This is a genomic window from Sorangium sp. So ce302 (genome assembly GCF_051530145.1).
Lineage (GTDB): Bacteria > Myxococcota_A > Polyangia > Polyangiales > Polyangiaceae > Sorangium > Sorangium cellulosum_B.
The window spans coordinates 13,070,101-13,096,378 of sequence record NZ_CP150326.1; the positions used below are offsets into that span (position 1 = coordinate 13,070,101).

At 73.0% G+C, this 26,278-nt stretch carries 19 protein-coding genes, 1 tRNA gene and 1 other RNA gene; 10 read left to right on the top strand and 11 right to left on the bottom strand.

Annotation, left to right across the window (positions count from 1 at the left end; translation table 11 throughout):
• Nucleotides 1-44: 44 nt before the first annotated feature.
• Together WME73_RS49525 and add are read left to right on the top strand one after the other, a co-directional pair.
• A complete protein-coding gene (locus WME73_RS49525; RefSeq protein ID WP_437743263.1) occupies nucleotides 45-1,433 on the top strand; it encodes a vitamin K epoxide reductase family protein in 1,389 nt (462 codons plus the stop codon).
• A 57-nt stretch (nucleotides 1,434-1,490) separates the two neighbouring features.
• Complete coding sequence (gene add, locus WME73_RS49530) at nucleotides 1,491-2,684, top strand: adenosine deaminase (RefSeq protein ID WP_437743264.1); 1,194 nt, start codon at nucleotides 1,491-1,493, stop codon at nucleotides 2,682-2,684.
• Between the two features lie 78 nt (nucleotides 2,685-2,762).
• Here the strand turns inward: add and nadE are convergent, their stop codons facing one another.
• Together nadE and WME73_RS49540 are read right to left on the bottom strand one after the other, a co-directional pair.
• A complete protein-coding gene (gene nadE / locus WME73_RS49535) occupies nucleotides 2,763-4,682 on the bottom strand; it encodes an NAD(+) synthase (RefSeq protein ID WP_437914139.1) in 1,920 nt (639 codons plus the stop codon).
• An 11-nt stretch (nucleotides 4,683-4,693) separates the two neighbouring features.
• A complete protein-coding gene (locus tag WME73_RS49540) occupies nucleotides 4,694-5,680 on the bottom strand; it encodes a hypothetical protein (protein WP_437743266.1) in 987 nt (328 codons plus the stop codon).
• A gap of 381 nt (nucleotides 5,681-6,061) precedes the next feature.
• Between WME73_RS49540 and WME73_RS49545 the strand changes: the two genes are divergently transcribed.
• The 3 genes from WME73_RS49545 to WME73_RS49555 all read left to right on the top strand — a co-directional run bounded on the left by WME73_RS49545 (nucleotide 6,062) and on the right by WME73_RS49555 (nucleotide 8,207).
• On the top strand, nucleotides 6,062-6,925 hold the full coding sequence (locus WME73_RS49545) for a Crp/Fnr family transcriptional regulator (protein WP_437914140.1): 864 nt from the start codon (nucleotides 6,062-6,064) through the stop codon (nucleotides 6,923-6,925).
• 217 nt (nucleotides 6,926-7,142) lie between these two features.
• Nucleotides 7,143-7,225 (top strand) — tRNA-Leu (locus tag WME73_RS49550).
• A gap of 277 nt (nucleotides 7,226-7,502) precedes the next feature.
• Nucleotides 7,503-8,207, top strand: a complete 705-nt coding sequence (locus WME73_RS49555; protein WP_437917518.1) for a DciA family protein — start codon at nucleotides 7,503-7,505, stop codon at nucleotides 8,205-8,207.
• Here WME73_RS49555 and WME73_RS49560 read toward each other — a convergent pair.
• From WME73_RS49560 to purD, 4 genes are all read right to left on the bottom strand, one after another.
• Nucleotides 8,098-8,946, bottom strand: coding sequence for an FHA domain-containing protein (locus tag WME73_RS49560; RefSeq protein ID WP_012241622.1), 849 nt, complete (start codon nucleotides 8,944-8,946; stop codon nucleotides 8,098-8,100). The genes WME73_RS49555 and WME73_RS49560 overlap by 110 nt on opposite strands.
• Before the next feature lie 3 nt (nucleotides 8,947-8,949).
• A complete protein-coding gene (locus WME73_RS49565) occupies nucleotides 8,950-9,828 on the bottom strand; it encodes an FHA domain-containing protein (RefSeq protein ID WP_437296770.1) in 879 nt (292 codons plus the stop codon).
• A gap of 220 nt (nucleotides 9,829-10,048) precedes the next feature.
• A complete protein-coding gene (locus WME73_RS49570; RefSeq protein ID WP_437547888.1) occupies nucleotides 10,049-10,498 on the bottom strand; it encodes a hypothetical protein in 450 nt (149 codons plus the stop codon).
• Nucleotides 10,499-10,507: 9 nt separating this feature from the next.
• Nucleotides 10,508-11,842: a phosphoribosylamine--glycine ligase gene (purD, locus tag WME73_RS49575; RefSeq protein WP_437743268.1), complete on the bottom strand. Its 1,335-nt coding sequence runs from the start codon at nucleotides 11,840-11,842 to the stop codon at nucleotides 10,508-10,510.
• Between the two features lie 280 nt (nucleotides 11,843-12,122).
• Here purD and WME73_RS49580 point away from each other — a divergent pair, with 280 nt between their 5' ends.
• The gene (locus WME73_RS49580; RefSeq protein WP_272096750.1) at nucleotides 12,123-12,563 is read left to right on the top strand and encodes a deoxycytidylate deaminase; all 441 of its coding nucleotides are present in this window, start codon (nucleotides 12,123-12,125) and stop codon (nucleotides 12,561-12,563) included.
• Nucleotides 12,564-12,641: 78 nt separating this feature from the next.
• Here WME73_RS49580 and WME73_RS49585 read toward each other — a convergent pair whose 3' ends face one another.
• Nucleotides 12,642-14,054, bottom strand: a complete 1,413-nt coding sequence (locus WME73_RS49585; RefSeq protein WP_437914141.1) for a sigma 54-interacting transcriptional regulator — start codon at nucleotides 14,052-14,054, stop codon at nucleotides 12,642-12,644.
• Nucleotides 14,055-14,432: 378 nt separating this feature from the next.
• On the opposite strand from WME73_RS49585, the gene WME73_RS49590 reads away from it, so the two are divergent.
• Both WME73_RS49590 and WME73_RS49595 read left to right on the top strand, forming a co-directional pair.
• Complete coding sequence (locus tag WME73_RS49590; RefSeq protein ID WP_437914142.1) at nucleotides 14,433-18,788, top strand: protein kinase domain-containing protein; 4,356 nt, start codon at nucleotides 14,433-14,435, stop codon at nucleotides 18,786-18,788.
• 55 nt (nucleotides 18,789-18,843) lie between these two features.
• Nucleotides 18,844-20,313 (top strand): hypothetical protein, encoded by a 1,470-nt coding sequence (locus tag WME73_RS49595; RefSeq protein WP_437743271.1) that lies wholly within the window; start codon nucleotides 18,844-18,846, stop codon nucleotides 20,311-20,313.
• A 90-nt stretch (nucleotides 20,314-20,403) separates the two neighbouring features.
• Here the strand turns inward: WME73_RS49595 and ffs are convergent.
• Nucleotides 20,404-20,493, bottom strand: an RNA gene (gene ffs / locus WME73_RS49600) — signal recognition particle sRNA small type.
• Between the two features lie 303 nt (nucleotides 20,494-20,796).
• Between ffs and WME73_RS49605 the strand changes: the two genes are divergently transcribed.
• Nucleotides 20,797-21,585, top strand: coding sequence for a hypothetical protein (locus tag WME73_RS49605; protein WP_437743272.1), 789 nt, complete (start codon nucleotides 20,797-20,799; stop codon nucleotides 21,583-21,585).
• A 91-nt stretch (nucleotides 21,586-21,676) separates the two neighbouring features.
• Here the strand turns inward: WME73_RS49605 and WME73_RS49610 are convergent, their stop codons facing one another.
• Entirely contained in the window at nucleotides 21,677-22,600 is a 924-nt protein-coding gene (locus tag WME73_RS49610; RefSeq protein WP_437743273.1) for a hypothetical protein, read from the bottom strand.
• A gap of 104 nt (nucleotides 22,601-22,704) precedes the next feature.
• Here WME73_RS49610 and def point away from each other — a divergent pair, with 104 nt between their 5' ends.
• Nucleotides 22,705-23,280 carry a peptide deformylase gene (gene def, locus WME73_RS49615; RefSeq protein ID WP_437914143.1) on the top strand — a complete coding sequence of 192 codons (576 nt, stop codon included), beginning with the start codon at nucleotides 22,705-22,707 and terminating at the stop codon, nucleotides 23,278-23,280.
• A 168-nt stretch (nucleotides 23,281-23,448) separates the two neighbouring features.
• On the opposite strand, the gene WME73_RS49620 is transcribed toward def, so the two are convergent.
• Together WME73_RS49620 and WME73_RS49625 are read right to left on the bottom strand one after the other, a co-directional pair.
• The gene (locus tag WME73_RS49620; RefSeq protein ID WP_437743275.1) at nucleotides 23,449-23,874 is read right to left on the bottom strand and encodes a TraR/DksA family transcriptional regulator; all 426 of its coding nucleotides are present in this window, start codon (nucleotides 23,872-23,874) and stop codon (nucleotides 23,449-23,451) included.
• A 225-nt stretch (nucleotides 23,875-24,099) separates the two neighbouring features.
• The gene (locus tag WME73_RS49625; protein WP_437856640.1) at nucleotides 24,100-26,127 is read right to left on the bottom strand and encodes a hypothetical protein; all 2,028 of its coding nucleotides are present in this window, start codon (nucleotides 26,125-26,127) and stop codon (nucleotides 24,100-24,102) included.
• Nucleotides 26,128-26,278 lie beyond the last annotated feature (151 nt).

Sequence of the window (26,278 nt, forward strand, 5' to 3'; positions counted from 1 at the left end):
TCGAACCCACCCCTCCTCCACCTGCAACGCACCCGCAACGACCGATGCTGCTGAACTCGATCGCCCTGCTCCTCGCGCTGGTGCTCCTCGTCGCCCTCGCCGGCAGGGGCAACGTCTTCGCGGTGCGTCCGGCCGGCGACCGGCGTGAAGGACGTGAAGGACGCGACGGACGGCCTGGGCGCGCGGAGGCGCCTCAGGCGAGCCCCGAGGCGCCCGCGTCGCTGTCCTCGAGCGACGAGCGGCAGGCTGGGCGCGCCCGGTTCTTCGTCACGCTCTTCCGGCTCGCGCTCTTCGTCGCCATTGCGGCGAGCGCGGCGCTCGTGGTCGAGTACCAGAACGCGGGCGATCCCGCGTTCTGCGGCGTCACGTCGGGGTGCTTCGCCGTCAGGATCTCGCCGTACAGCCGCTTCCTCGGCGTCCCGCTGCCGAACCTCGGCCTCACCGCCTTCACGACGCTCCTCACCGCCTCGCTGCTCGCGCGGGCGCGCTGGCACCACGCCGCGATCGCGGCCGCCTCGGCCGTCGGCGGCCTCGCCGCCGCGGTGCTCCTCGGGCTCCAGAGCTTCGTGATCGGCGCGTTCTGCGCGTGGTGCATCGCGGTCGATCTCGCGGCCTTCGCCGCGGCGATCACGTCCGCCCTCGTCGCGCGGCAGGCGCGGCGCATGCCGGCCAGGGCGTTCGAGCGCGCTGCCCAGGGCGGGCCGCTGGGCGTCACGGTGTGGGGCGCGGCCGCCGCGGCCGCGATCGGCTTGCCGTTCCTCTGGGGCAGCCACCCGGTCATTCCGCCGCTCCCGCCGGAGCTCGCGGCGCTGCAGGAGCCGGGCAAGATCACGATCGTGGCCTTCACCGACTTCGAGTGTCCCTTCTGTCGCAGGCTGCACCCCGAGCTGAGCAAGATCGAGGAACCCTACGGCGACAGGGTGCGCCACGTGCGCAAGATGGTGCCGCTCCCGATCCACCCCGGCGCGCTCCCCGCCGCGAAGGCCTACGTCTGCACGCCCGAGGACAAGCGCGAGCAGGCCGCGGCGCTGCTCTACAGCGCGGCGCCCAGCAAGCTCACGGACGAGCGCGTCGCGTCCGTCCTCTCGCCGCTCGGCCTCTCCGCCGCGGAGCTCGCGGCTTGCCTCGCCGCGCCCGAGACCCAGGCCGCCATCGACGCGGACGTCGCGCTGTATGGGCGGATGGAGGCGCGCGGGCTCCCGACGACCTACGTCGGCCGGCGGCTCGTTGTGGCGTACAACCCCGAGCGGATCCGCGATGCGCTGCGCCGTGAGGCCGCCGGGGACGACATGAGCTTGCCGCTCCCGTGGCTCTTCGTCGCCCTCTTCGGCGCGGCCGCTGTCGCCGTGCTCGTGGGCGGAAGGGATCGCTCGCGCGGCGCGGCGGGCGAGGGCGGCGCCGCGCCCTCCTCGTCCTCGCCAGAGCGATCGTGAGCGACGTCGCGCCCTGCGCTGCCTTTCGCGGCTGGTCGCCGGGTGACAGAATAGCTCATGAGTGATCATCCCGAGCTAGCCGGCAAGCTCCCCCTGGAGTTCTTCCGGCAACTACCCAAGACCGATCTGCACGTCCACCTCGACGGCTCGCTGCGCCTCGAGACGATCATCGAGCTCGCCCGCACCCACCACGTCGAGCTCCCCACGTACGAGCCGGCGGAGCTGCGCAGGGTGATGAACCTGGGCCAGAACTGCGGCTCGCTCGTCGAGTACCTCAAGGCGTTCGACATCACGCTGCGCGTCCTGCAGACCGAGGAGGCCCTCCACCGCGTCGCCTACGAGCTCGCGGAGGACGCCGCGCGCGAGAACGTGCGCTACATGGAGGTCCGCTACTCGCCGATGCTGCACACCCGCCTCGGCCTGCGGCTCACGAGCGTGGTCGAGGCGGTGCTCTCCGGGCTCAGGACGGCGCGCGACGCGCTGGGCATCGAGAGCAACGTCATCGTCTGCGGAATCCGCAACATCTCGCCGGAGTCGTCGCTGGAGATGGCGGAGCTCGCGGTGGCGTACAAGGGCCGCGGCGTCGTCGGGTTCGACCTGGCCGGCGCCGAGTACGACCATCCGGCGAAGCACCACAAGGCCGCGTTCCAGCTCGTGCGGCAGAACAACATCAACTGCACCATCCACGCCGGCGAGGCGTACGGCCCCGAGTCGATCGCGCAGGCGCTCCACGTCTGCGGCGCGCACCGGATCGGCCACGGCTGCCGCCTGCGCGAGGACGGCGACCTGCTCCACTACATCAACGATCACCGCATCCCGCTCGAGTGCTGCCCGTCGTCGAACGTGCAGACCGGCGCCGTGCGCGACCTCGCCTCGCACCCGCTCAAGCTCTACCAGAGCCTCGGCCTGCGCGTGACCGTCAACACCGACAACCGGCTCGTCACCGACACGACGGTGTCCCACGAGCTCTGGCACTGCCACACGAAGATGGGGTTCGGGCTGAAGGAGATCAAGGCGACCATCGTGGCCGGCTTCAAGAGCGCCTTCCTGCCGTTCCACATCAAGCAGGCCTATCTCCGCCGCGTCACCGAGGATCTCGAGCGCTTCTCAGCGGACGGCTTGATCCGCCCCGCCGTGACGCCCGTGGCTCCTGGCATGGCTGCCGGCCACGACGGGATCGAGAGCGCCTCGAGGGACGGGAAGGACGGCAGGCAGGGGCCCCTGGCCTCCGTCGAGAAGGCCGCCAACTGACGCGCTGCCCGCCGACGCGCCGCGGATCGAAGCGCCGATCGCGCGGCGCAGGGCGGCGGCCGCGCCCTGGCGGCTGGCTCAGCCGCCCTTCCACTCGGTCCGCTGCACCACGGGCAGCTGCAGCGCGCGCTCGCGGTCGAGATCGAGCGAGCCGAGGTGGATCGCGATGGGCGACTGCACCCACTTGAAGATCGATCTCGAGAACAGCGTCGCGAACTTCTCGGCCCAGGCCCGCAGCGCGGCGGGGTCCTTGTCGGGGAACAGGCTCGGGAGCGCTGCCGCGACCTCGTCGGCGGCGAGCTTCTCGGCGCCGTAGAGGTGGAGGCACGCGTCGAGGACCTCGAACGGCATGAGCTCGGCCTCGCCCGACTGGTTCTCGGCGAGCTCCGGCCCGGCGGTGGTGGCGAGCGTCTGCTGGATGCCCTGGAAGCGGAAGCGCTGCGAGAGGCGCTCGAGCAGCGCGATGACCACCGTCTTCGGCAGGTTGGCGATGACGCTGAACGCCCCTTCGAGGTCGCCGCCCACCGTGGTGTAGCCGAGCGCCTTCTCGCTCATGTTCCCCGTCTGCAGGAACAGCGCGCCGCTCGTGTTCGCCCAGTTCCACATGCGCCCGCCGCGGATGCGCGCCTGCACGTTCTGCTTCGTGAGCTCGGTGAGCTGCCCGCCCTCGCCGACCATCGCCTGGGCGGCCTCGAGCTCCCGGGGGAACGCGTCCTCGATAGGGATGACCGCGAACGACACCCCGAGATCGTCGGCGATCTGCGCGGCGGCGCGGTGCGTGGCGTCGCTGGAGTAGCGGGAGGGCATGAAGAACGCGCGCAGCGACGCCCCCATCCGCTCGCGCAGGGCCGCGCCCTCGAGGCCCGGGTGGATGAGCTGCACCGCGCGCCAGGCGACGAGCAGCGTGAGGAGCGAGTCGCGGCCGCCCGAGAGCGCGAGGCCGATGCTCTTGAAGGCGCCGATCTTGCGGTAGTAGTCGGCGACGCCGAGCGCGAGCGCCTCGTAGAAATCGTCGAGCAGCTCGTCGCGCGCGGAGATCGCGGGCAGCGCCGCCGAGGGCAGGAACGGCGTCGTGCCGGCCGGCGGGGCGGGGTAGGCGAGGCGCGCGCGGTCCGCGGTCTCCCCGTCGATCCGGAGGACCTGCACCATGCGCGCGGAGGCGCGGCGGAACTCCTCGAGATCGCTGCGCCAGGTGCTCGCCTCGCGGCGGCAGCGCGTGGTCCGGTCGAGGTCGACGACGGACGCGGAGAACCCCTCGCGGAACCGCGGCGCCTCCAGCATCGGCCGGCCGTTCTGGTTGATGAACCCGCCGCCGTCGAAGACGAGCCCGTCGTTGCCGCCGACCAGGTTCGCGTAGGCGATCGTGCACTGGTTGTCCGAGGCGCGGGTCGCGATCATCTCGCGCCGGGTGCCCGTCACCCCGGCGCGGAACGGCGACGCCGAGATATTGCAGACGATCTCGGCGCCGGCGTAGCAGCGGCGCCGCATCGGGCCGTCGGGCGACCAGATGTCCTCGCACACCTCGACGGCGATCGTCCCGAAATCGAAGGCGTAGACGCGATCGCCGCAGAGCACGCCGTCGGCGTCGAGCTCCATGAGCGGCATGCCGCGCGAGAACGTCCGCGCCTCGTAGAAGATGTTGTAGGTCGGCAGCTTCTCCTTGGGGGAGAAGGCGAGCACCCGGCCGGCGTGGACGATGGCGCCGGCGTTGAAGAGGTCGCCTCCAACGCCGACGGTCACGCCGATGACGAACACGGTGCGGAGCTGCGCGGTCTCCTCGGCGAACCGGCGGAGCTCGCGCTGCTGGCTCGCGACGAACGCCGGCCACTGCACGAGGTCCTCGGCCGCGTAGCCGCCGATCACCTGCTCCGGGAAGACCGCCAGGGTGACGTCGTCGCGCGCCATCGCGCGGGCGAGCGAGAGGCACCGGTCGGTGTTCGAGCGGACGGCGCCGACGGTCGCGTTGACGTTGGCGATTCCGATCTTGACGAGTCGCATCGGGCGGCAGCCTACCGCGGCAGCACGGCGCTGAGCAGGCCGAAGAGCTTGTCGAGCTCCCCGGGCGTCACGCGCCGGTTCGACTTCACGCGGTCCCCCTCGGCGAAGAAGACGATCGGGTCGACGACGCGGACCGTCACGATGGCGATGCGGAACGAGGTCGCGCGCTCGATCTCCTCGTTGAGGAAGGCCGCGTCGCGGGCGGCGAGCTCGGGGCTCTCGCTCGCGCCGTCGAGCGCGACCGTGGCGCCGCCGTCCTTGGTCAGCGTCACGGTGGCCTCGAGCGATCTCAGGGTGGGCGGCACCCGGGGCGCCTCCCGCGGTCCCTTCAGCGTCCGCGCCGGGTCGATCGCCGCGGCGATCGCGGCCTCGTCGCCTGTCGGATCGGGGAAGCCGCCCGTGCCCAGGAAGCGCCGCGCCTCGCGCGCCCGCGCGACCGGCAAGACCACGAGGAAGTCGGGCTCCACGGTCGCCACGACGCGCGTGTGCCCCTTGATGGTCACGCGCACCGCCGGCACGCCGAGCCCGCTCTCCCGGGTCCCTGGCGGCTGGCTGCGCGAGAGGAGCGCGTCGAGGCCGGACGCCAGCCTGTCCGGCGGCACGCTGTGCTGGACGACGACCACCGCCTCGTGGGCCGCGTCCGCGCGCGGCGCGGTGACGAAGGCGCGCTCGACGTCCCGCTCCGGATCGAGCCCCGTGCCGGTGAGCACGGGGCCCCACAGATCGAGCCCCGCGAGCCGCGCCATGATGGGGTGTCCCCGGGTCCTGTCGCCGTAGACGAGCACCGAGACCTTCCCCCCGGCGATCGACTGCGCGATCGCGGCCGCGTTGCGCGGCTTCGGCGGCGGCGCCGGCTCCGCGCTGACCGGCGCTCCGGACGACGCGGAGCCGCACGAGGCGGCGAGGAGGGCGAGGCCGATGGCGGCGAGCCGCAGCAGCGAGCGGCGCAGCGGCGAGACGCGCATCGCGGCGGGGAGCCCTTGGCGAACGGACGGCATCACCCGGGCGACGTTACCGGCACCTACCCGATCCTGCCAGCGGGGCAAACCTCCACGGCGCTCGGGCGCGCGTCGGCGCCCGTCGGCCGACCGACCGTCGACCGAGCGACCGCGCGATCGTCGCTCGCCGCTCGCCGCTCGCCGCTCGCCGACGCGACGACGCGACGACGCGCTGCGCGGCTACGATGCGAGAAGGTGCGCGGGCTCGCGGTCCTGCGCGCGCACCTCGCTGCGGCGAGGCCATCCCTCTTCCTCGGCTCGGGACCTGGAGTAGGATGCCGCTCCCGCGGTCCACGCAGAGCTCGTGCGCGCCGCAAGGCTCCGTGTCCCGCGACGAAGCGGACGCGGAGCCCGACCCATGTTGAAGAGGAGTGTCATCCCATGGCGGTCCGCCCATCCGACCTGCACGCGATCCCGCTGTTCGAGAGAATCACGGAGGATCACCTCGATGACCTGATGAAGGCGTTCCAGCGCCAGGAGGTCCCGTCCGGCCACGTGCTCTTCGAGGCCCGGAGCGCCCCGGCGCACCTGTTCCTCCTGGTCCGGGGCGAGGTCGCGCTGCTCGACGCGGGCGAGACGCGCTTCCGCCTGAGCCCCATCTCGCCAATCGGCGAGCTCGGCGCGCTGACCGGCTTCCGGCGGACGACGACGGCGGTGACGACGCAGCCTTCGGAGATCTGGCGCATCGGCGTTGCCGAGCTCCAGGACTTCTTCGAGGACCACGGGGACGTCGCGTACCCCTTCTACAACAACCTGCTCAACGTCGTGGCCGGCAAGATCCGGCGCGACGCGCGCCGCCTCGAGGAGACCCGCGCGAACCTGATCCGCACGCAGAAGGCGATGAAGCGGCTCCTCGATCTCGTGCTCGACAGCGAGGAGACGCCGCTGAGCAAGGTCATCTGCGCGACCCTCGAGGAGCTCATCGAGAAGAACCGGCGCTCCCACTACATGGTCGAGCCGGCTCACACGCTGAAGAGCTCGGTCCGTCTGGACAGCGGCGCCCTCATCCCCGTCGTCGAGCTCTCGGACGGCTGGCTGCGCCTCGCCGGTCTGCGCGACGTCGCGAAGGGCGCGCACTGGAGCGGCGTGCTCGTCCTGCCCGCGCGCGAGATCCCGGTGAGCGGGACCATCGACGCGGCCGACGATCACGGCGCGCTGGTGAAGCTCGATCTCCTGATCGACGAGTACGCCTCTGCGCTCCAGGACTACCTGACGCGCCTCCAGATGCTGGATTTCGTGGTGTGACCTCTCGCCGCGCCGCGATCGCAGGCCGCGCCTCGATGCGTGGCGGCGGCGCGGCGGCGCTGCTCCTGGCTTCGCCGCGCCTCCTGCCCGCGCGACCGCTCTCGGGCTCGCAAGCTCGCAGCCTCTCAGGCTCTCAGGCTCTCAGGCGCTCAAACCGTTGCCAGGATCGTGCCCGGTGATCTACGGTTCCAGGAGCTCGCTGACATCGCAGCGCTGAGCCGAAGTGGCGGAATGGCAAACGCGGCGGATTCAAAATCCGCTGTCCGCAAGGGCTTGTGGGTTCGAGTCCCACCTTCGGTACCGAGAGCGCCCCTCACGATCGTTCGTCGCCAGGCAGCCGAGGGCGGGTGGTTCACCCTGGCGGGCGGCCGCCTTGGTCACAAGGCGGCGCCGTAGGGGCTGGCCGTCCGTGACGCTGGGCGAGCCTGGACGGCGCGCTCTGCCGGAGCACGGCGCTGTCAGGCTGCTACGCTCGGCGCGCATGTCGCGTCGGAGCGGAGGTGGGATCGAACGGCTGGGTGCGCTGATCCAGCGCGGGTCCTCGCTCTCGGCGCCGGCGGAGGTCGACACCTCGCCGATGCCGTTCCGCGAGTGGGAAGCGGCCGTGGGGTCCCGGATCGCCGCGCGCGCGCGGCCGCTCAAGCTGGAGCGCGGCGTGCTCCACGTCCGCGCGGCGAGCTCGATGTGGGCGCAGGAGCTCTCGTTGCTCGGCGACGCCATCACCGCGCAGCTCCGGTCGCGCGGCCTCCCGGTGCAGTCCCTCCGGTTCCGCGTGGGCAAGGTGGAGCCGGTCGCGCGGCCGCCGTGGCGCGAGGAGGTCCGCCCGACCCCGAAGGAGGCGCCGCTCCCGGTCGAGGTGCGGCGAGAGCTCGGGAAGGTCGCCGATACCGAGCTGCGCGACGCGATCGCGAAGGCCGCCGCGAGGAACCTCGGCTGGCAGGAAGCCGAGGCGATCGCGCGTCCCCGCAACGCACCGCCGCCGCTCCAGCCCTCCGCGGCGCCAGCCCCACGTGTGTCGCCGCCGCTCCAGCCCTCCGCGGCGCCGGCTCCACGTGTGTCGCCGCCGCCTGCCCCACACGGGGCCGCTCGCGCGGCGCAGCCGCCGGCCTCGCGCGTGTCGCGCGTGCCGCCAGAGGCCGCCGCTCCCGCGACGCCCGGCGGCGATGCGGAGGCTACTTCGCCGCGACGAGGCGCTCGAGACCCTCGATCCGCTGCATCAAGAACCGCTCGGTCGGACCGAACGACGGAGCCATCCGGCGGAGGTCGTCGAGGTAGATCCTGAGCGGCTGGATATCGAGCGTCTTGACGCGCCGGACGACGGTGTAGAGCTCGTCGACGACGGGGCCGGGCAGCGGGCGGCGCGCGATCGTGAAGAGCTCGAACGCGTAGTTGACCCACGTCCCCTTGGTCGTGGCGCCGGCGAGGCGAGCCGCGTAGCGCGCGGCGAGCTCGGCGGCCGGCATCTCCAGCGGCACGTTCGTCCGCGCGCGGCTCAGGATGTCGATCAGCACCGTCTGCAGGATGCGCTCTGCCTCCTCGCTGCGGCCCATCGCCAGCGCCTTGTCGGCGAGGCTCGCGAGCAGGCGCAGCGACTGGAAGCCCTTGGATCCGCCGTCTCCCGTCGGGCTCGTGAGCTCCGTCGGGTCGTCCGACATCTTGCGCATCTCGGTCAGCGCCATCGCGCCGAGCGTCGCCGTCGCGCGGCGGAACTCGACCCCGTAGGCGTCGTGGGGGCGCGACTCCTCCCCGCCGTAGAGCAGCATCTCCTGGCTGCCGATGATGATGCGGTCGCCGTCGGTCAGCTCGCGCTGGCCGGAGATGCGCGTGCCGTTGACGTACACGCCGTTCCTGCTCTCGAGATCGTGCAAGGCCACGCCGTCGTTGCGCACCTGCAGCGTCGCGTGGCGCCGCGACACCAGCGGGTCATCGAGCGAGAGCTGGCAGTCGCCGCTCCGGCCAATCACGAAGGGCCCTTCGGGGAGCTCGAAATCGTGCGCCAAGTACCGGAGGCGGAAAGGCATGGTCTATTTCAGTGCGCCGAGGCGCTCGAGCCCTTCAATGCGCTGGAGGATGAACCGCTCCGCCGGCGTACGCTCGCCTGCGCGCTCGCGGAGCCGCTTCGCATAGCCACGGAGAATGGACATGTCGACGGCCTTCACCTTGCGCAGGACACTATACAGCTCATCGACGAGGTAGGCGGGGAGGAGGAGCTCGAGCCGGGTATTCAGCTCGAAAATATAGTTGATCCACGAGCCCCGACCCGTCGCCGCGGCGAGGCGGGCCGCATACATGCTTGCCTTCTCGACCAGCTCGGGCTGCACGGCGCCGACGCCCCCGTCCCGCGCCTTCGTGAGGATGTCGCTGAGCGAGCGCTGGAGGATGCGCTCGGCCTCGTCGACGCGCCCCAGGGCGAGCGCCTTGTCGGCGACGCTGCCGATGAGGCTGAGCGCGTGCACGCGCTTGTCCGGGTGCTGGGGGACGAGCCCGGGGAGCGACCTCCGGGAGGCGATGGCCGTCGCGCCGTCGTCCTCGCCTGCGGGCATCTCGCTCATGTCGACCGTGCGCGCGTTCTGTTGCCTCGTCCAGAGCGGCGCGCTCCGCGGCGAGTGCGCCGAGCTCGGCTCGATGGCCCCGAGCAGGAACATCTCCTGCCCCCCGATCGCGATCTTGTCGCCGTCCGACAGGATCTGGCGCCCCGCGATCCGAGCCCCGTTGATGAGCACGCCATTGCGGCTGCCGAGATCCTCGATCGCGACGCCGCCCTCACCGACGGTCAGCAGCGCGTGCCTGCGCGACACCAGCGGGTCGTCCAGCGACAGCTGGCAGTCCGCGCTCCGTCCGATGAAGAACTCGCCGAGCGGCACCTCGAGATCGTGGGCGAGGTAGCGCAATCGGATGCCCATGATCGAGCCATACCAACAGCCCAACAGGCCGTCAAAAGACAGCTTTCGGGCCGTGTAGCATTGGTTTGCAAGCCCACAAGAACGGCCGTGCAATGCGGACGGGACGTCCGCTTCCGCCTTACAGTATCACACCAGTTATTGTCGCCGCATCGTCGCCGCATCGTCGTCGCATGGTGCCGCGTGTCGTCGCGCGGCGTTGCTACCGGCTTGGGCGAGGCTCTCAGGGGAGGCGAGAGAGGACCCGGAGCAGTCTGAGGAGGAGCCTTGGGTGCGCGACGAGGCCGTAGATCTTGAGCTCCCCGCGGGCCACGAGGCGCGCGAGGTCGCGCAGGGGGCCGCTCTGTCGGCGGTGCAGCACCCCCAGCTTCGGGAGGCGCAGCCAGCGGTGGAACGCGACGTCGGGGAGCCGGCGGAGCGCCGACTCGTCGCCGCAGAACGTGACGGACGGGATGCCGATGGCGCCGTCGTGGATGGTGAGCCGCCCGTGGTCGAAGCGCATCGTCATGGACGTATCGGCGTCCTGCGCGACGACGAGCACCGACCCGCGCAGCGCCCGGAAATCGGAGGCGCGCTTCGGGTCGCGCGCGAGGTGCTCGCGGATGAGGTGACCGAGGTAGGCCGCGAGCGGGTTCTCCTCAGCGCCTGGGGCGAGATCGACGATGGGTTCCATGGTGCCGCCTCACCCGGCCGCGCGCGCTCCGTCCACCCCGATGTCGCGGCGGAGCACCTTGCCGTCGAAGTCGATGGCGCTCGCGGCGCGGAAGGCGCGCTCCCGCGCCTCGGCGAGCGAGTCGCCCGCGGCGGTGACGGCGAGCACGCGGCCCCCCGCGGTCACGACCGCGCCGTCCCGCTCGGCCGTGCCCGCGTGGTTCACGAAAGCGCCCTCCACCGCGGCCGCAGCGTCGAGGCCGCGGATGACGTCGCCGGTCACCGGCGCCGTGGGGTAGCCGCGCGCCGCGAGCACGACGGTGAGCGCGTGGCGGCCGGGGGCGACGCGCGCCGCCCCGGGAGCGAGCGCGCCCGCCGCGGCAGACGCGCAGAGCTCGGCGACGTCGCCCTCGAGCAGCTCCATCAGCGCCTCGCACTCGGGATCGCCGAAGCGGACGTTGTGCTCGAGCAGGATGGGGTCCCCGGCGGGCGTGATCATCAGGCCCGCGAACAGCACCCCGCGGAAGGGCCTCCCTTCCGCCCGCATGCCGTCGATCGTCGGCCGGAGGATCTCGCGCTCGACGCGCGCGGTCAGGGCCGGGGTGACGCGGGCGCTCGGCGCGAACGCGCCCATGCCGCCCGTGTTCGGCCCGGTGTCGCCCTCGCCGACGCGCTTGTGATCGCGCGCCGCCGGCAGGACGAAGATCGCCTCGCCGTCGCTGATGGCGTGCAGGCTGGCCTCCTCGCCCTGGATCGCGTCCTCGAGGATCACGGTCGCGCCGGCATCGCCGAAGCGGCGATCCACGAGCATGTCCTTGGCGGCCGCGAGCGCCTCGTCGACGGTCGTCGCGACGACGACGCCCTTGCCGGCGCAGAGCCCGTCGGCCTTCACGACGATGGGCGCGCCGCGCTCGCGGATGACGCGGGCCGCCTCGTCGAAGGAGCGCACGATCCGGAACGGCGCGGTCGGGATCCCGTGGCGGGCGGCGAACTCCTTGAGGAACGCCTTCGACCCCTCGAGGCGCGCCGCCTCGCGGCTCGGCCCGAAGACGGCGACGCCCTCGGCGGCGAGCGCGTCGGCGACGCCGGCGCAGAGCGGCGCCTCGGGGCCGACGACGACCAGGTCGGCGCGCTCGCGGACGGCGAGCCGGGTCGCCTCGGCAGGCGACAGGGACGGGAGGTCGACGCGGCGGATCGGGGCGCGGCCGGCGCCCGCTGGCGCGTGGGTCCCGGCGTTCCCGGGCGCCACGATCACCTCGGCGACCGAGGGCGATCGGGCGAACGCACGCGCGAGGGCGTGCTCGCGCCCCCCGGAGCCGAGCACGAGGATGCGGCGATCTGACCTTCGGGGGGCGGCGGAGCTCACCCCCGCGCGCTACCACGCGCCGGGCCTCGCTGTCGAGGCGCCTCGCGCGGTCCCGTGCCCGCGGGGGGCTCCGCGGCGCCCGGCGTCGTGATAGAAGCGCGCGCTGGGCGCGCGGCGCGGCTCAGCCGGGGCCGCGGGCGCGCGACGCCGGGCCCTTCGCGAGGGGGACCGGAGGGCGGATCCCTGAACATTCTGGAGGGATCGGCGAGCGCGGGTCGCTTGGCGTCGAAGGGACGTCGAGGGGGCGGCGGGCGCGGATCCCCCGTCGTGGAGGTGAGCGATGACGCATCGGGCTTCGTGGGATGAATATTTCATGCGCATCGCCGAGGTCGTCGCGTCGCGGGCGACCTGCGATCGGAAGCACGTCGGCGCGGTGATCGTGCGCGACAAGAGCATCCTCGCGACCGGGTACAACGGCTCGATCCGGGGGCTGCCTCACTGCGATGAGGAGGGGCACCTGATCGAGGACGGCCACTGCGTGCGCACGATCCACGCGGAGGCCAACGCCATCATCCAGGCCGCGCGGAACGGGGTGCGGATCGACGGCGCGACGGTCTACGTCACGGCCTCGCCTTGCTGGGGGTGCTTCAAGATGATCGCGAACGCCGGGCTCTCGCGCGTCGTCTTCGGCGAGTTCTACCGCGACGAGCGCATCTTCCGGTTCGCCACGGAGCTCGGGATCGAGCTCGCCCCGCTGGAGCGGCGCGAGACGCCCGCCTGAGGTGTTGCGCGGGCGGCCGCTCGGTTGAGCGAGCCCTCGCGCAGTCGACGCCAGGTTGCGCGGCGATCTGCGCAACGCTCAGGCCTTGCGCGGCCGCGGCAGCCCGTACACGCGGATCCGCTCGACCAGCGTGCGCCGTGAGATCCCGAGCAGCGCCGCGGCGCGCGTCTGGTTCCCCATGCACTGCTCGAGCGCCTGGACGATGCGCTCGCGCTCGTGGGCCTCCATGGCGTCGCGCAGCCGGGTGGGGCCCGGGTCCACGCCGTCCGGCGCGCTCTTCGCGCCGTCGGGCACGCTCCTCGCAATCGTAGACGCTGGCGCCGGCGCCGGCGCACGCGCGTTCGAGGGCGCCTGCGGCGGGCGCGCCGGAAGGGGCATGGCATGCGATGGACGGGTGGGATCGGCCAGCGGGGAGAGGAGCAGGTGCTCCGGCCCGATGGGCGCCCCGTTGGCGAGGATCACCGCGCGCTCGAGCACGTTGCGCAGCTCCCGGATATTGCCTGGCCAGCTGTGGCGCTGGAGCCCGGCCAGGGCCGCGGGCGAGATCGGAACGGACGCGGCGCTCGCCTCGCCGGGGAAGAGCTCCTTCGCCGTGCGCTCCGCGAAGAGCTGCGCCAGCGCCGCGACCTCCCCGGGCCGCTCGCGCAGCGGCGGGATGGAGAGGGTCACGCCGTTCAGCCGGAAATACAGGTCTTGCCGGAACGCGCCGCGGCTCACCTCGGCCTCGAGGTCGCGGTGCGTGGCCGAGACGAAGCGGACGTCGATCTTGATGGGGGTCAGCCCGCCGACCCGCATCACCTTCCGCTCCTCGATGACCCGGAGCAGCTTGGCCTGGATCGAGGGCGGCAGCTCGCCGATCTCGTCGAGGAACACGGTGCCCCCTTCGGCCGTCTCGAGCAGCCCCGGCTTCGCCCGGACGGCGCCGGTGAAGGCGCCGCGCTCGTGGCCGAACAGCTCGCTCTCGAGCAGCGACTCGGACAGCGCGACGCAGCTCAGGCGCAGGAGCGGGCGGCTCGCGCGCGGCGAGGCCCTGTGGATCGCCTCGGCCAGCACCTCCTTGCCGGCGCCCGTCTCGCCGAGCAGGAGGATGTTGATCGGGCCGTTCGCGACGCGCTCGGCGAGCTCGTAGACGGCGCGCATCGCGTCGTCCTTGACGATGACGTCCTTGCCCGCGTCCCGCTCGCCGCCCTTCTGGCGGAGGACGACGCGCGCAGCGCCGAGGTAGATGACGTCGCCGGGCGAGAGCTCGACCGCAGCGCCCCGCGCGGGCGTGCTCTTGCCCACATCGATCAGGCGCTCGGTCGCCGCGCTGCAGTGCCGGGCGCGCACGCGGGTCCCGTTGCTGCTGCCGAGGTCCTCGATCCGGAGCGGCGGGCCGAGGTGCAGCACCGCGTGCCGGCGCGACACCGAGGAGTCGGGGACGCAGATGCCGGCGTCCTCGTCCCTGCCCAGGACGACGCTGCCCGAGCCCGGCAGCTGTCGGGTGCTCATCGAGCTCTGGGTGATGATCAGGAGCTCGAGCGAGCCACCATCGCGGGAAAGAATCTCCGGCTCAGCCACATCGCACCCCAGAGTCGCGCCGGACGACGAGCGACGCCCTGCCGCTGCGCGCGTGCGATCCGTTCCGGGGACCGTTGCGGCAGCGTTCGCGGGACGGTCGCCAGGACCGAGGGCACGCCCAGCAGCCGGCTGCGTAGCACGGACGCGCGCGCAGGGCGACTGCCGTCGCGCGCACCTCGCGCCCGCGGGGCTCGCGGGGCTCCCCGGCCGTGGCGGTCGAGGTGGTCCAGCGCGCGCGGGGCAGCGATCGTCATCGCTGCGAGGCGGCGCGCTCCCGGTGCCGCGGCGCGGGCAGTAGAATTTCCGCGGATGATCGCGCGGGACCCGTTCGGCTGGGTGGGCAGCACCATCGGCGGCAAGCTGCTGGTGGACGCCGTGGCCGGCGAGGGGACGTTCGGCGTGGTCTACCGGGCGACCCACCTGGGATTCCAGGAGCAGGTGGCGGTCAAGTGCCTGAAGATCCCCGCAGATCTCCTGCCGGAAGAGCGGCAGTCGCTGCTCGACACGTTCGAGCGCGAGGCCCGGCTGCTGCATCGGCTCTCGCGCCGGACGACGGGCATCGTCCAGGCGCTCGACGTCTCTGCGGCGACCTCGCCGGAGGGCTGCTGGACGCCGTACATCGTCATGGAGTGGCTCGAGGGAGAGACGCTCGCGCAGCACATCGAGGCGCGGCGCGCCTCCGGGCGCGCGCCGTACTCCGTCGACGAGGCGATCGAGCTCCTGGCGCCCGCGGTGGGCGCGCTCGCGATGGCGCACGACGAGCGGGTCTCTCACCGCGACGTCAAGCCGGCGAACCTGTTCCTCGTCGAGATTCCCGGCGCGACGACGATCAAGGTCGTCGATTTCGGCATCGCCAAGGTGATCGACGCGTCGATGCCGCTGTCGAAGGCGCTCGCGGAGACGAGGCGAGCCGTGGCCGCGGCGCGGGGCGTGAACCCCAGCGACACGACGCAGGTGCTCGCGACGTCGCCGACGTTGCACGTGTTCACGCCGCTCTACGGCGCTCCGGAGCAGTTCGAGCCGAAGCTCGGCGCGACGGGGCCCTGGACGGACGTGTTCGCGCTCGGGCTCGTGCTGCTGCAGCTGGCCTCGGGGAAGCAGCCGATCGACGGGCGCGATTGGGCCGAGCTCTACCTCGCCGCCGTGGACCCGCGCAGGCGGCCGTCGTTCGCGGGGCTCGGCGTCGAGGCGAGCCCCGCGCTCGAGGCGGTCGTCGCGCGGGCCGTCGCGGTCGAGCCCGCAGCGCGCTTCCGGGACGCGCGCGAGCTCGGAGAAGCGCTCGCCTCCGCGCGCGCCGGCTCCGCGCTCCGGCCGTCGGCTGCCCCGCTCTCCGCGATCTCGCCGAGGGCCGACCAGGCGTCTCCGCGGGGTCCGAGCGCGGCGCTCCCGGCCGCCCCGGCGCCCGCGGACGCCACGAAGGTCGCGGCGCCCACGGGCGGGGCGAAGGTCGCGGCGCCCGCGGGTGAGTACCGTGTCTGCACCGTGCTCTCCGCGGAGATCGTCGCCGGCGACGACGGGCAGGAGCCGCTCGATCCCGAGCAGGAGCTGGAGCTCCGCGAGGCGTGCCGCGATCTCGTCCGCGAGCGCGTCGAGGCGCTCGGGGGCGTCGTGCAGGGCAGGAGCGAGGGCGTCGTCACCGCGCTGTTCGGCGCGCCGCGCGCGAGCGACAACGACGCCGAGCGCGCCGTCCGCGCCGGGCTGGAGCTCGCGTCGCTCGACGCCGCGTCGCTCCCTGTCCAGCTGCCGCCGCGCTCCCGGCCGAGGTTGCGCGTGGGCATCAGCACGGGGAGGCTGTTCGTGAGCGGCGCGACCGGGCGGGGCGCCCCGGTCGACGCCTCCGGCGAGGCCTTGAAGGCGGCCGCGCAGCTCCAGCAGGCCGCCGTGCCCGGCGCGGTGCTGATCGCGCAGCCCACGTTCCGGCAGGTGGCCGGGCTCTTCCAGGTCGAGCCGCAAGGCGACGGCGCGCCGGGCTTCCGTGTGCTGAAGCTCGCGAGCGGATCGGGCGCGGGATCCGATTTCCTCGGCCTCGACACCCGCTTCATCGGGCGGGCGGGGGAGGTGCAGCGGCTCTCGGAGGCGCTGGAGACGGTCATCGCGGAGCGGCGCGCGATGTTCGTCTCGTTGATCGGCGCGGGCGGCATCGGCCGCAGCCGACTCCTCGCCGAGGTCCGGACGAGGGCGCTGTCGCAGGCGGAGCCGTGCATCGTGCTCGGCGCGGCGTGCTCGTCGCTGTCGATGGATGCGAGCTACCACCTCGCCGCGTCGCTCCTCCGCGCTCATTTCCGCGTCCAGGACGGCGACGCGCGCGACGTCGTGCTGCGCAAGCTCGCGAGCGGCGTCCTCGGCGTCGACGCCGGAGGCGAGGCCGGCGGCGCGCCGCACCCGCTCGCCCTGGAGGACGCGCTGGCGGAGGTCGCGGCCGTGCTCTGCCCGTGCCCGGCGGCGCAAGCCGCGCCCGCGACGGCGATCGTCCCCGACGAGGGCGGCGCCGAGGTGGCGAAGCGGGTGGCCGCGGCCGTCGCGATGCTGCTGCGAGCGATGGCCGCGCGCGGAGCCGTCGTCGTGCTGCTCGACGACATCCACTGGGCGGACGACGCCAGCCTCGACCTCTTCGACGATCTCGCCGTGCGCCTGTCGGACGCGCCCCTGCTGCTCGTCGGCGCGGCCCGGCCCGAGCTCTACGAGCGGCGGCCGCACTGGGGCGAAGGGAAGGCGAGCCACGCGCGCCTCGATCTCGGCCCGCTGCCGCGGCGGCACATCGAGGACATGGCGCGCGAGCGCCTCCGCCTCGTCGCGCGCTGCTCCGCCGAGGCCATCCGTGCCCTGGCGGAGCGCGCCGAGGGCAACCCGCTCACGCTGACCGAGACGCTGTACCTCCTCATCGACGCCGGCGCGCTCGAGCGGCGCCTCGGCGAGCCCTGGATCCTGCACGAGGAGCAGCTCGCCCGGCTCTCGTTGCCGGCGACGATCCAGGGCATCGTCCAGGCGCGGCTCGATCGGCTCGACGGCGAGGCGCGCGCGGTCCTGGCGCAGGCGGCCGTGGTCGGCAGGACGTTCTGGAAGGGCGCGATCGACCACCTCCGCGGCGCCGCGCCGCTCGACGGCGGCGGATCGAGCACCGCAGACGTGCTGCGGCGGCTCCGGGATCAGCAGATCATCCAGGCGCGTGACGCGTCGACGTTCCCCGAGGACTGCGAGTACGTCTTCGCCGAGGCGGCGACCCAGGAGATCGCCTACGAGACGCTCAGCCTCAAGGTGCGCCGGGCCATGCACCGCGCGGTCGCCGCCTGGGTCGACGGCGTCTCGGCGGGACGCTCGCCTGCGCGCGCGCCGCGGGGGCTCGGGGAGGCGCTCGCGGCGCTCCACCATGATCGCGGCGGCGACGCGCGGAGCGCGGCGCTCGCCTACACGCGCGCGGCGGCGAGCGCGTCGTCGCTCGGGCAGAACGCCGAGGCGCTGCGGCACTTCGAGCGGGCCCGGGAGATCCACGCGAGCGCGGCGGACGGCGCCCCGGCGAGGGGCTCCGCGGCGCGCGCCCCGTCGGCCACCGCGCCGGGGGGCGACGAGCGCCGGCTGTTCGCCTGGCACGAGCGCGCGGCGCTGTTGCTCGACGTCGGCGACGCCCTCCGCAGGGCGGGCCGACTCGACGAGGCGGAGCGCGCGTACCTCGAGGCGCGGACGCGGATCCTCCGCGTCGAGCGGCGCGCCTCCGCGCCGCCCGCGCAAGGCCCGGAGGCCGCGCTGTTCTGGGATGCGCGCGTGGATTTCCGCCTCGCCCTCGTGCTCAAGGTGCGCGGCGCGACGGCCGACGCGCGCGCGCTGATCGAGCGCGCGATCGCGCTCGCGGAGCGCGGCGGCGCCGCCCCGGAGACGCTCCCCATGTACGGGCTGCTCGCGGCGCTCCACCGGCGCGCCGGCGACCTCGACGCGTGTCGCGCGGTCGCGCTTCGGAGCCTGCGCATCTGCCGGACGCTGCATCGAGGCGACGACCGCCGCCGCGTGGCGGCGTCGCAGCTGCTCCTCGCGCTCGGGACGGTGTTCTACTCGCGCGGTCGGGTGGTGCAGGCGGAGCGCTGCTACCGCCAGGCCGCGCGGTCCGTCGACGAGCGCGCGTACCCAGAGGCGCTGGGCTTCGCGCTGAACGGCGTCGCGGCCGTGCTGTTCGCGAAGGGCGATCTCGGCGGCGCGCGGGAGGTGTTCGCCCGAGCGCTCGCGCTGAAGGAGCGGCTCGGTGATCTCCAGGCGATCGCGTCGGGCCACAACAACCTCGCGGAGGTCGAGCTCCGTCTCGCGCGCCCGCACGCCGCGCTGGAGCACGCGCGGCGCGCCGTGAGGCTGGGCGAGCAGGCCGGCGCTGGCGCCGATCTCCCGGACGCGTACCGCAACCTCGCCGCCGCGCTGCTCGCGGCCGGCCACGTCGGGGAGGCGCTCGAGTCCGGCTGCGCGGCGCTGCGACTCGCCGAGGTGGGCGGCGGGCGCGTGTACCTCGCGGACGTCGCGCTCGGCCTCGCGCGGATCTGCCGCGCGGCCCTCCGCGACGCCTCGACCCGCCCTCGCGCCGAGGCGGCCGTGGCGCAGCTCTCCGCCTCGCTGGCGGCGCATTTCCGGGACGGCGAGCTCGCGGCGCGGGCGGCCGAGTGCCGCGCGCTGCTCTCGGATCCCTGAGGCGCTGACCCTTTCTCGTCAGGTAGCGCGACGTGCCGCGCGGGAGACGTTCGTCATGATCAAGTCTTGGAATCAGGCAGCTATCGTTCTGACCGCCGCGGCCGCGCTCGGCTCGGCGGCGCTCGGGTGCGCGTCGGATCCCGCACCGCCGGGCGGGTGCCCTGGCGCGCGCGCGGCGTCTGGCGCGTGCATCGGTGTCCCCGCGGGAGCGCTCTGCGGCGGGGACTTCTGCGCCGCGTCGGTCGATTGCGCCGAGGTGATCGAGGTCTCGAGCGCCGCCGCGCTCTCGCAGGCCACCGACGCCGCTCGACCTGGGGCGTGCATCGCGCTCGGCCCTGGCGCCTACGGCCCGATCGATCTGCCCCCCGGCGTGAGCCTGCTCGGCCGCGGCGCTGGCTCCGTGAGCGTCGCGGCGGTCTCGCTCGCGGCCGGCGACGGCGCCGTCCTCCGGGCGTTGACCGTGGGCGAGGGCGGCGTGCGGATCGCGGCCGGCGCCCGGGCGCGGATCGAGGCGGTGCGCGTCGTCGGCAGCGCGTCCGACGGCGTGACGCTCGGCCTCGGCGCGTCGCTCGACCTCGTCGCGTCGGCGATCGAGGGCTCGGCGCGGTACGGCCTGAGCGCGTTCGACGCCGGCCGCGTCTCCGTCGTGCGGTCCGTCGTCTCGGGCTCGCAGGGGCCGGGGCTGTGGGCGCAGTGCACCGGCGGCTGTGACTGCGAGGCGCCGGTGGAGCTCCACGTCGAGGACGCGCTCGTCCGCGACAGCAAGGTGGTCGGCGTGTCGCTCGTCGGGGCGCGCGCCTCGATGTCTGGCGTCGAGGTCAGCGGCAATGGCCTGAGCGGGTTCGATCCGAGCGGCGGCATCTCCGTGTCCGGCTGCTCGACCCTCGACGCGGCGGCCCTCAAAGTCGCCGACAACACCGGGTTCGGTCTCCTGATCGATCGAGCGAACGCAGCCCTCGGCGAGAGCGGCGAGGGCTTCGAGGTGAGCGGCAACCAGCCCGGGATCTGGATCCAGCACACGACGCCGGAGCAGACCGTCCAGCTCACGGGAGGCCTCCTCGAGAAGAACCGGGCCATCGGCCTGGGGATGAGCGGCGACGCGCGCGGCATCATCATCGACGGCATGCGCATCGCCGGGACCTTCGCCGACTCGGCGGTGGTGAGCGCGGACGGCGGGCTCGCCCAGGAGGTCGTCGGCGACGGCGTGAGCTGGCAGGAGCGCGCGCAGGCCGCGATCTTCGGGCTCGTGCTGAGCGGCAACGGGCTCGAGTCCCTCAACCCCTCCATCAGCCCGTCACGCCGCGCGAGCGTGCTCATCGACGGCGGCGTCGGTCTGGACAGCCGCCTCTCCGCCGTGACGCTGGAGGGCGGCGACGAAGCGGCGGGCATCGTGCAGCAGCGTCTGCCCGCTGACGGCATAAGCCCGCTGCGCGACGCGGATGTCCCGCGCATCGTGACGAGCCCGGAGGCGCTGTTCTCCGTGCCCGTCGCGCCCATCGCGCCGGCGGCGCTCGACGCCCCTTGAGGCCTGCATCAGCGCGGCGGCGGCCCGGCTCTGGGACCGCGTCCCGAGGTGAGCGCAGAAGCGCGTCGGGCCCACAACTGACCGACAAAAAGTAAGTGGGCCCGCCACACTCGCTTTCCGCTACCGTTGCTCCCTTCCGGGCCTGGCGGGGTTCACGGCGCGCTGTCGGCGGACCCATGAGGTCCAGGCGCTGTTGCCTGACGCAGGGACTTCGTAGTCGAACCTCATCCCCATGTCGAGCCCCACGGCGCGCGCGGCGGCGATTCGTGGGCCATGGCGTCTCGGCGCCCTTCGCGAACGCAGCGTCGCCCACGTTGGGTTCCCTCCTCGGAGCCATCGGGGGTGAGGGCGGTGCCAGTGAGGTGTGAGCGTGAGCTGCGATCGGGGTGTGCAAAGGGTGGTGGTGTGCGCCGAGCGATCGACCTGGAGCGGCATCGGCCAGGGCTTGCCTCGTTCAGGAAGCCCCGTACGCTTGGAGGTGTCGTGAATCCGTTCGATTCCGAGGACGAGGGACGGGGCAGCCGGCTGATTCCGGTGCTTCTCTTCATCGGCTCCGCAGCGCTGGCAGCGGCCGCGCTCCGGTTCGCCTGGCAGCAGCCGGTGATCATGGCGGCGGTGCTCAGCGTGGTTCTCGTGTTCGCCGCGGCTCGCTGGCTCGCGCGCCGCAAGCTGCGCCGGCTGCTGCGCTCGGGCGATGTGGGCTCGGTGCTGCGGCGCTGGTCGTCGTCGCTTCACCGCGTCCCGCACCCCGCCACGATGGCACCGCTCATGACGGCGACGGCGTTCGCGGCCTATGGTTGGGTCGAGAAGGCGCGCGCGGCCATGGCCGCCGCCGAGCGGGGGCCCGCGTGGGAAGCGGCCCTCGAGCACCGCCTCTTCCTCGACACGCTCCTCTGCACCTTCGAGGGCGATCGCGACACGGCGCTCGCGCAGGCGGGTCGCCTGGCGCGCCTCCCTCTCCCGGACATCAGCTCGCCCTTTCGCAGCCGGGTGGTCACCCTGCGATCGGCAGCCGGCGCGCTCGCCCGCGCCTTCGCTCACACGAGCGTGCCGGGCGACCGCGCGCTGCTGGAGCGCGCGAGCGAGGCCAGCCCGCTCGTCTTCTGGGCCATGCGCTACGCCGCGGCCGTCGTCGCCATCGACGAGGGCGAGCTCACCCGCGTCGAGGAGCTCCTCGCCGACGCGCCCTCCTGGCCCCAGGAGTCGACGTTCCGCGCCTTCCACGACGAGATCGCCGATCGCGCCGGCCTTCCCCGCACGGTGAGCGCGTAGCGGGCCGGTCATCGCGCGCGCCGCTGCGCGCGGCGTCGACCCGGAACGCCGGTCCTTCCAGAGGGCGCGCCGTCTTCGCGTTCGCGCCGGCTCAGCCCTGGAACAGCGTGCGGATGTAGCAGGTTGCGCGCGCCCCGGGGGCTGCGCCGGCGGGGTCTTCCGGCGCGTCCGGCACGAACGCGCCGAGCGCGCCGAGCGCGCCGCCGAGGGTGAACGTGCGCAGCATGATCCTCGCCTGCGTGCCCGCGAAGCACGGCTTGCGGTAGGCGATCTCCACCCTCCGGGCGAGCACCGCCGTGCTGTGGCCCTGCGCCGAGAGACGTCGCAGCGCGGCCTCCGCGAAGAGCCGCGGGTACACGAGCGAGTTCACGTGCTGGTTCCCGTCCGTGTGATCCAGGCCGAACGCCACCGGGATCGGATCCAGGGTCGGCTTCGCGTCGAGCGGCTCCGCGCCCTCGGGCAGGCCCATCAACGCCTCCGGCGAGCGAAAGTCGTAGCGCTCGGGCGGCACCGCCGGCAGATCCGGGGACTCGAAGCGCAGCACCTTGCGCGCCTCGGGCGCCGCGAAGGGCCGCGTGAAGACGTGCTCCGCGAACACGCGACCGACCTGGATCGGCTCGCCCGCGCCGGGCGGCGGCGGGCCGTAGGTCCGGCTGCGGCGCCCGCTGGCCGAGAGCCACATGGCCAGGATCAGCCGGTTCACCTGGGAGGTGGCGTCCTCCGTGTGCGCCAGCTGGTAGCGGCCCTGCAGCTCTAGCGGCTCCCGCGTCGCGATCGGCCCCTCTCCGCCCTCGATGATGAGGCGGGTGAGGATCGGGATGATCCCTTGCGTGAGCATGAGCGCCTCGACGGGGCTCGCCCGCAGGAGCTTCACCCAGACCGCGGGCCCGAGGCCGTGCGGCAGCGCGTCCAGCATCACCCGCCCGTTCTGGCTGACGTCTTCGAAGCGGAGGTGCATGGCGGCGGTCGCCTGCTGCTGCTCGGGGACGCAAGGCTCGTCAGGGAAGTAGTGCATGCCCCGTCTCCATAGCTGACGCCGCCGCGCGCCGCATGGACCAGCGCCTGGGCGCCGCCATGGCCGGCCAGGCCGACGGCGCGCGTCCATGGTACGATCGCCGCGTGACGCTCCTGAAAATCGCCCACATCGGCAACCCTGTCCTCAGGCAGCGAGCGCGTGAGATCACGCCAGAAGAGCTCTCCTCCCCTGCGATGCAGGCGTTCATCGACGATCTGGTGGAGACGATGCGCGACGCGAACGGCGCGGGCATCGCCGCCACCCAGGTCCATGTGCCGGTGCGCATCTTCGCGGTCGAGGTGCAGAACAACCCCCGTTATCCGTACAAGCCGAACATCCCGCTCACTGTCGTGGTCAATCCGGTGATCGAGCCGCTCACGCAGGAGACGTTCGAGAACTACGAAGGGTGCCTGAGCGTCCCGAACCTGAGGGGTGTTGTCGACCGCACCACCGAGATCCGGCTCACCGGCCTGGATCGCGACGGGAGGCCGATCGATCGCATCGTGCGCGGGCTGTCAGCGGGCACCTTCCAGCACGAGAAGGATCACGTCGACGGCGTGCTCTTCGTCGATCGCGTGAAGGATCCGCGGACGCTCTGCACCTGGGCGGAGTTCGACCGCTATCACAAGCAGCCCTTCGTCGAGCGCATCGTCCCGTTCATCCAGCGGATGGGCGGATGAGGTGCCTCGTCGCGCGGGTCCTGCTCGTGCGTGTGACCGCTGCGCGGACCAGAGCGCTCGGCACGCGCTCGAGCGCTCCCGCGGACATGCGCCTCCGCTAACGCAGGCCGCACGCCTCTCGCCCGCGCTGGCGGGGAGGGACGTGCGGTGCCTGCTGGCGGGGAGCGATCAGGCGCCGCCGCCGGTCCGTTCTTCGCGCTCGATCTGCTCCTGGTAGGCGACGCTGTAGCGCGCCCAGGGACGCAGCTTGAGGCGGCGGTAACCGATGGGCTCGCCGGTGCCCTCGCACATCCCGTAGCTCCCCTCCTTCATCTTCGCGAGAGCACGGTCGATCTCGGCGAGCACGCGGACATCGCGCTCCAGGAGCTTCGACGTCAGCGACGTCGCGCCCTCGGCGTTGGCCTCGTCCATCTCGTCGCCCACCTCGCGCGAGATGTCGCGCTCTGCGTGCTGCCGCTCATCGATGTTGGCGACGAGGCTCGCCCGGCGCTCCTCGAGCGCCTGCCTGAGCTCGTCGAGCTGCTCCGGCGTCAGATCCGGCAGATCGGAGTCGTCCGTTTCGGGCGCCGCGTGGCGCACGGGCGGCCTCGGCATGGCGGCTGCCGTCGTGGCGGACGTCTCTGGCCGCGCCGGGCTCATTCCGTCGCGACTCGCACCTTCACGGTTGTTCATTGTTTCCTCTCATATTTTCGGTGGCAATTCGCGTACCGATCTTGAACGTGGGCGGACGAAGCACGCGCGGCGTGGTGACCAGGGAACACGAACGAGCAGGAGCAGCCGCGCCAGCTTACTGGCTGTGGTGATAGCGCATCCACGAGCCTATGGCTTCGTGATGCCGGCCATTCGAAGCCCTGCCGCGACCAGCGCGCCGATGTCCTCGAGCACGGGCTTCGACACGTTGATAGAAATCTCGGCCCGCGGCGCCGCGCCGCCCTGCTGCTGGGTCGTGACGAACATCAGCCCTTCCCCTTTGTGGGGGAGCTTTGCCAGCGCTTCGCCGAAGATTCGAGCTTCCTGAGGCAGCGCCACCGGCGCCGCGCCGGGCTGATCCAGCGTCGAGAGCACGCTCTGGAACGTGCGGGTGATCGGGGCGAGCGTCGAGAATCCACCCCAGGCGAACTTCCCGGTCTTCAGCTTCTCGAGCCCCGGACGTGACGCGAGCGTCGCTGCGGCGGGCGCGCCCGCTTTCACCGTGGCGAGTCGCCTCAGCAGGTCGCCCTTGTCGTGTCCGAAGGCGACCCACGTCGTCTTCTCCTCACCCATGACGAGGAGGTGGAGCGTCATCGTCAGCTTGGGCTTCTGCTTGCCCTTGGCGGCGGGGGTCGAGCCCGCGTCGCCGTCGAGCGGCGGTAGATCGCGGACGATCTGGATCTCGACGGCGAGCGACGACTTCCCGAGCTCCTTCGGCGCCTGAACCGTCTTGACCGTCGGCAGATCCTTCGGATCGATGTCGATCTCCGGGAGCCGCTTGCGCAGCCCGGGCGTGTTGTAGGCGGTGACGGCGTTCTTCACGTACTTGATGAGCGCGTCGGGCGCCTCCTCGAACCCGAACAGGTTCCAGCCGACGAAGCCCCCCATCATCTTGTCGAGCGCCTCGTTCGGCGTCGGCTTTCCGGCCTGGGCAGCGGCAGGAGGCGCGTCCGGGTACCCGTGGGCGGACACGCTCGGCCCTTGGTCGATCGGCAGCGCGAGGAGGTCGGCGAGCGCCTTGCGATCGGCGGGCTTGCCGATCTTCTCCTTCTCCAGCCACCCTTCGAGCATCTCGCGCAGCGTCTTCAGGATGCCGCCGTAGTGCGCCGGGTCGTAGCCGTGGTCGAAGAACGCGCCGGCGCTGTCCTTCGGCGCGCGCCAGTACAGCGCCGGCGCGGCCGCGGCGCGGTTCGCCCTGTCGGCCATCGTCTTGGCGAGCCACGACGACTGGCCCCGGAGCTCCAGGGCAGCCGTGAGGTTCACGCAGGACTGGTTGTCGACCTGGAGATCGACGACCGCCTTGCTCGCGTCGTTGATGAGCGCCTCGAGCTCCTGCTGAACGGAGGTCGCCGCGTCGGTGAGCGCCCGGTCGAACTGGGGCTGCCCGATCGAGAGCTGGCTCTGCGCGAGGATCGGGAGCCCGCCGAGCTGCTGCTTCGCCATGCCGCCGAACTTCGTGCTGAGCGGGACGAAGCGGACCTCGCCGTGGAGATCGCGCGCCTCGGGCGCGAGCGTCGGCAGCGTGCGCGCGAGGTACGGCCCGAGCGTCGTCACGTCGCGGTCCCGATCGCCGCAGAGGAGCCGCGCGGGCGCCGAGCCGGCGGACGCGGCGAGGAAGCAGCTCGATGACGAGGGCTCCTTGCCGCCGATCTTCCACATGCCGGGCTTCACCTCGGTGAGGGCGGCGCCCGCCTCGAGAGCGCCCCTCGCCCGCTCGAGCGACGTGAGCCCGAACGACACGGCCGCCACGGGCTTGCCCCGCTTCGAGCTGTCATCGAGCGCGACGATCAGGTGCACCGGCGCGTCGAGCGCGAGCACCGTGGCGAGCTGGTCCGTGTCGATGGAAGGGCTCACGAGCTCGCCCAGCACACCCGAGGAGAACGCCTGCGCGCCCGTCTCCGCGAGCGCCGGAGGCAGCCCCGCGCACGTCGCGATGCTCGACAGCGTGGCGGCGGGGTTGCTCCAGCGGAGCACGCCGACGATGTCGGCCGGCTCGGCGACCGGGGATAGATCGAACGCTGGGCTGGCGGCGACCTGGGCAGGCCCGGCCTTGACCTCGCCTTGTCCTGCGGTCGGCGCGACAGGCGCGGGGGACGGCCCGCAGGCGAGGGAACCGGCCATCAGGACCAGGGGGGCGATCGGCAGGAGAGTTCGCATGAGCGCCGGTTATACGGCTCCCGGACATCCGAGTCGACGCCCAAGGAGCGCGCCGCGCAGGCGACGGTTGCATGCGCCGCCCCCCGCGCGGCGGCCGCTCCAAATGCGAACGAGCGCGGACGAATCCGCGCTCGTTGCGCTTGGCGCTTGC

Bases quoted from the DNA above. Each gene is read 5' to 3' on its own strand.
- WME73_RS49525 (WP_437743263.1), top strand. From the start codon at position 45: ATGCTGCTGAACTCGATCGCCCTGCTCCTCGCGCTGGTGCTCCTCGTC.
- add (WP_437743264.1), top strand. From the start codon at position 1,491: ATGAGTGATCATCCCGAGCTAGCCGGCAAGCTCCCCCTGGAGTTCTTC.
- nadE (WP_437914139.1), bottom strand. From the start codon at position 4,682: ATGCGACTCGTCAAGATCGGAATCGCCAACGTCAACGCGACCGTCGGC.
- WME73_RS49540 (WP_437743266.1), bottom strand. From the start codon at position 5,680: ATGCCGTCCGTTCGCCAAGGGCTCCCCGCCGCGATGCGCGTCTCGCCG.
- WME73_RS49545 (WP_437914140.1), top strand. From the start codon at position 6,062: ATGGCGGTCCGCCCATCCGACCTGCACGCGATCCCGCTGTTCGAGAGA.
- WME73_RS49555 (WP_437917518.1), top strand. From the start codon at position 7,503: ATGCCGTTCCGCGAGTGGGAAGCGGCCGTGGGGTCCCGGATCGCCGCG.
- WME73_RS49560 (WP_012241622.1), bottom strand. From the start codon at position 8,946: ATGCCTTTCCGCCTCCGGTACTTGGCGCACGATTTCGAGCTCCCCGAA.
- WME73_RS49565 (WP_437296770.1), bottom strand. From the start codon at position 9,828: ATGGGCATCCGATTGCGCTACCTCGCCCACGATCTCGAGGTGCCGCTC.
- WME73_RS49570 (WP_437547888.1), bottom strand. From the start codon at position 10,498: ATGGAACCCATCGTCGATCTCGCCCCAGGCGCTGAGGAGAACCCGCTC.
- WME73_RS49580 (WP_272096750.1), top strand. From the start codon at position 12,123: ATGACGCATCGGGCTTCGTGGGATGAATATTTCATGCGCATCGCCGAG.
- WME73_RS49585 (WP_437914141.1), bottom strand. From the start codon at position 14,054: ATGAGCACCCGACAGCTGCCGGGCTCGGGCAGCGTCGTCCTGGGCAGG.
- WME73_RS49590 (WP_437914142.1), top strand. From the start codon at position 14,433: ATGATCGCGCGGGACCCGTTCGGCTGGGTGGGCAGCACCATCGGCGGC.
- WME73_RS49595 (WP_437743271.1), top strand. From the start codon at position 18,844: ATGATCAAGTCTTGGAATCAGGCAGCTATCGTTCTGACCGCCGCGGCC.
- WME73_RS49610 (WP_437743273.1), bottom strand. From the start codon at position 22,600: ATGCACTACTTCCCTGACGAGCCTTGCGTCCCCGAGCAGCAGCAGGCG.
- WME73_RS49620 (WP_437743275.1), bottom strand. From the start codon at position 23,874: ATGCCGAGGCCGCCCGTGCGCCACGCGGCGCCCGAAACGGACGACTCC.
- WME73_RS49625 (WP_437856640.1), bottom strand. From the start codon at position 26,127: ATGCGAACTCTCCTGCCGATCGCCCCCCTGGTCCTGATGGCCGGTTCC.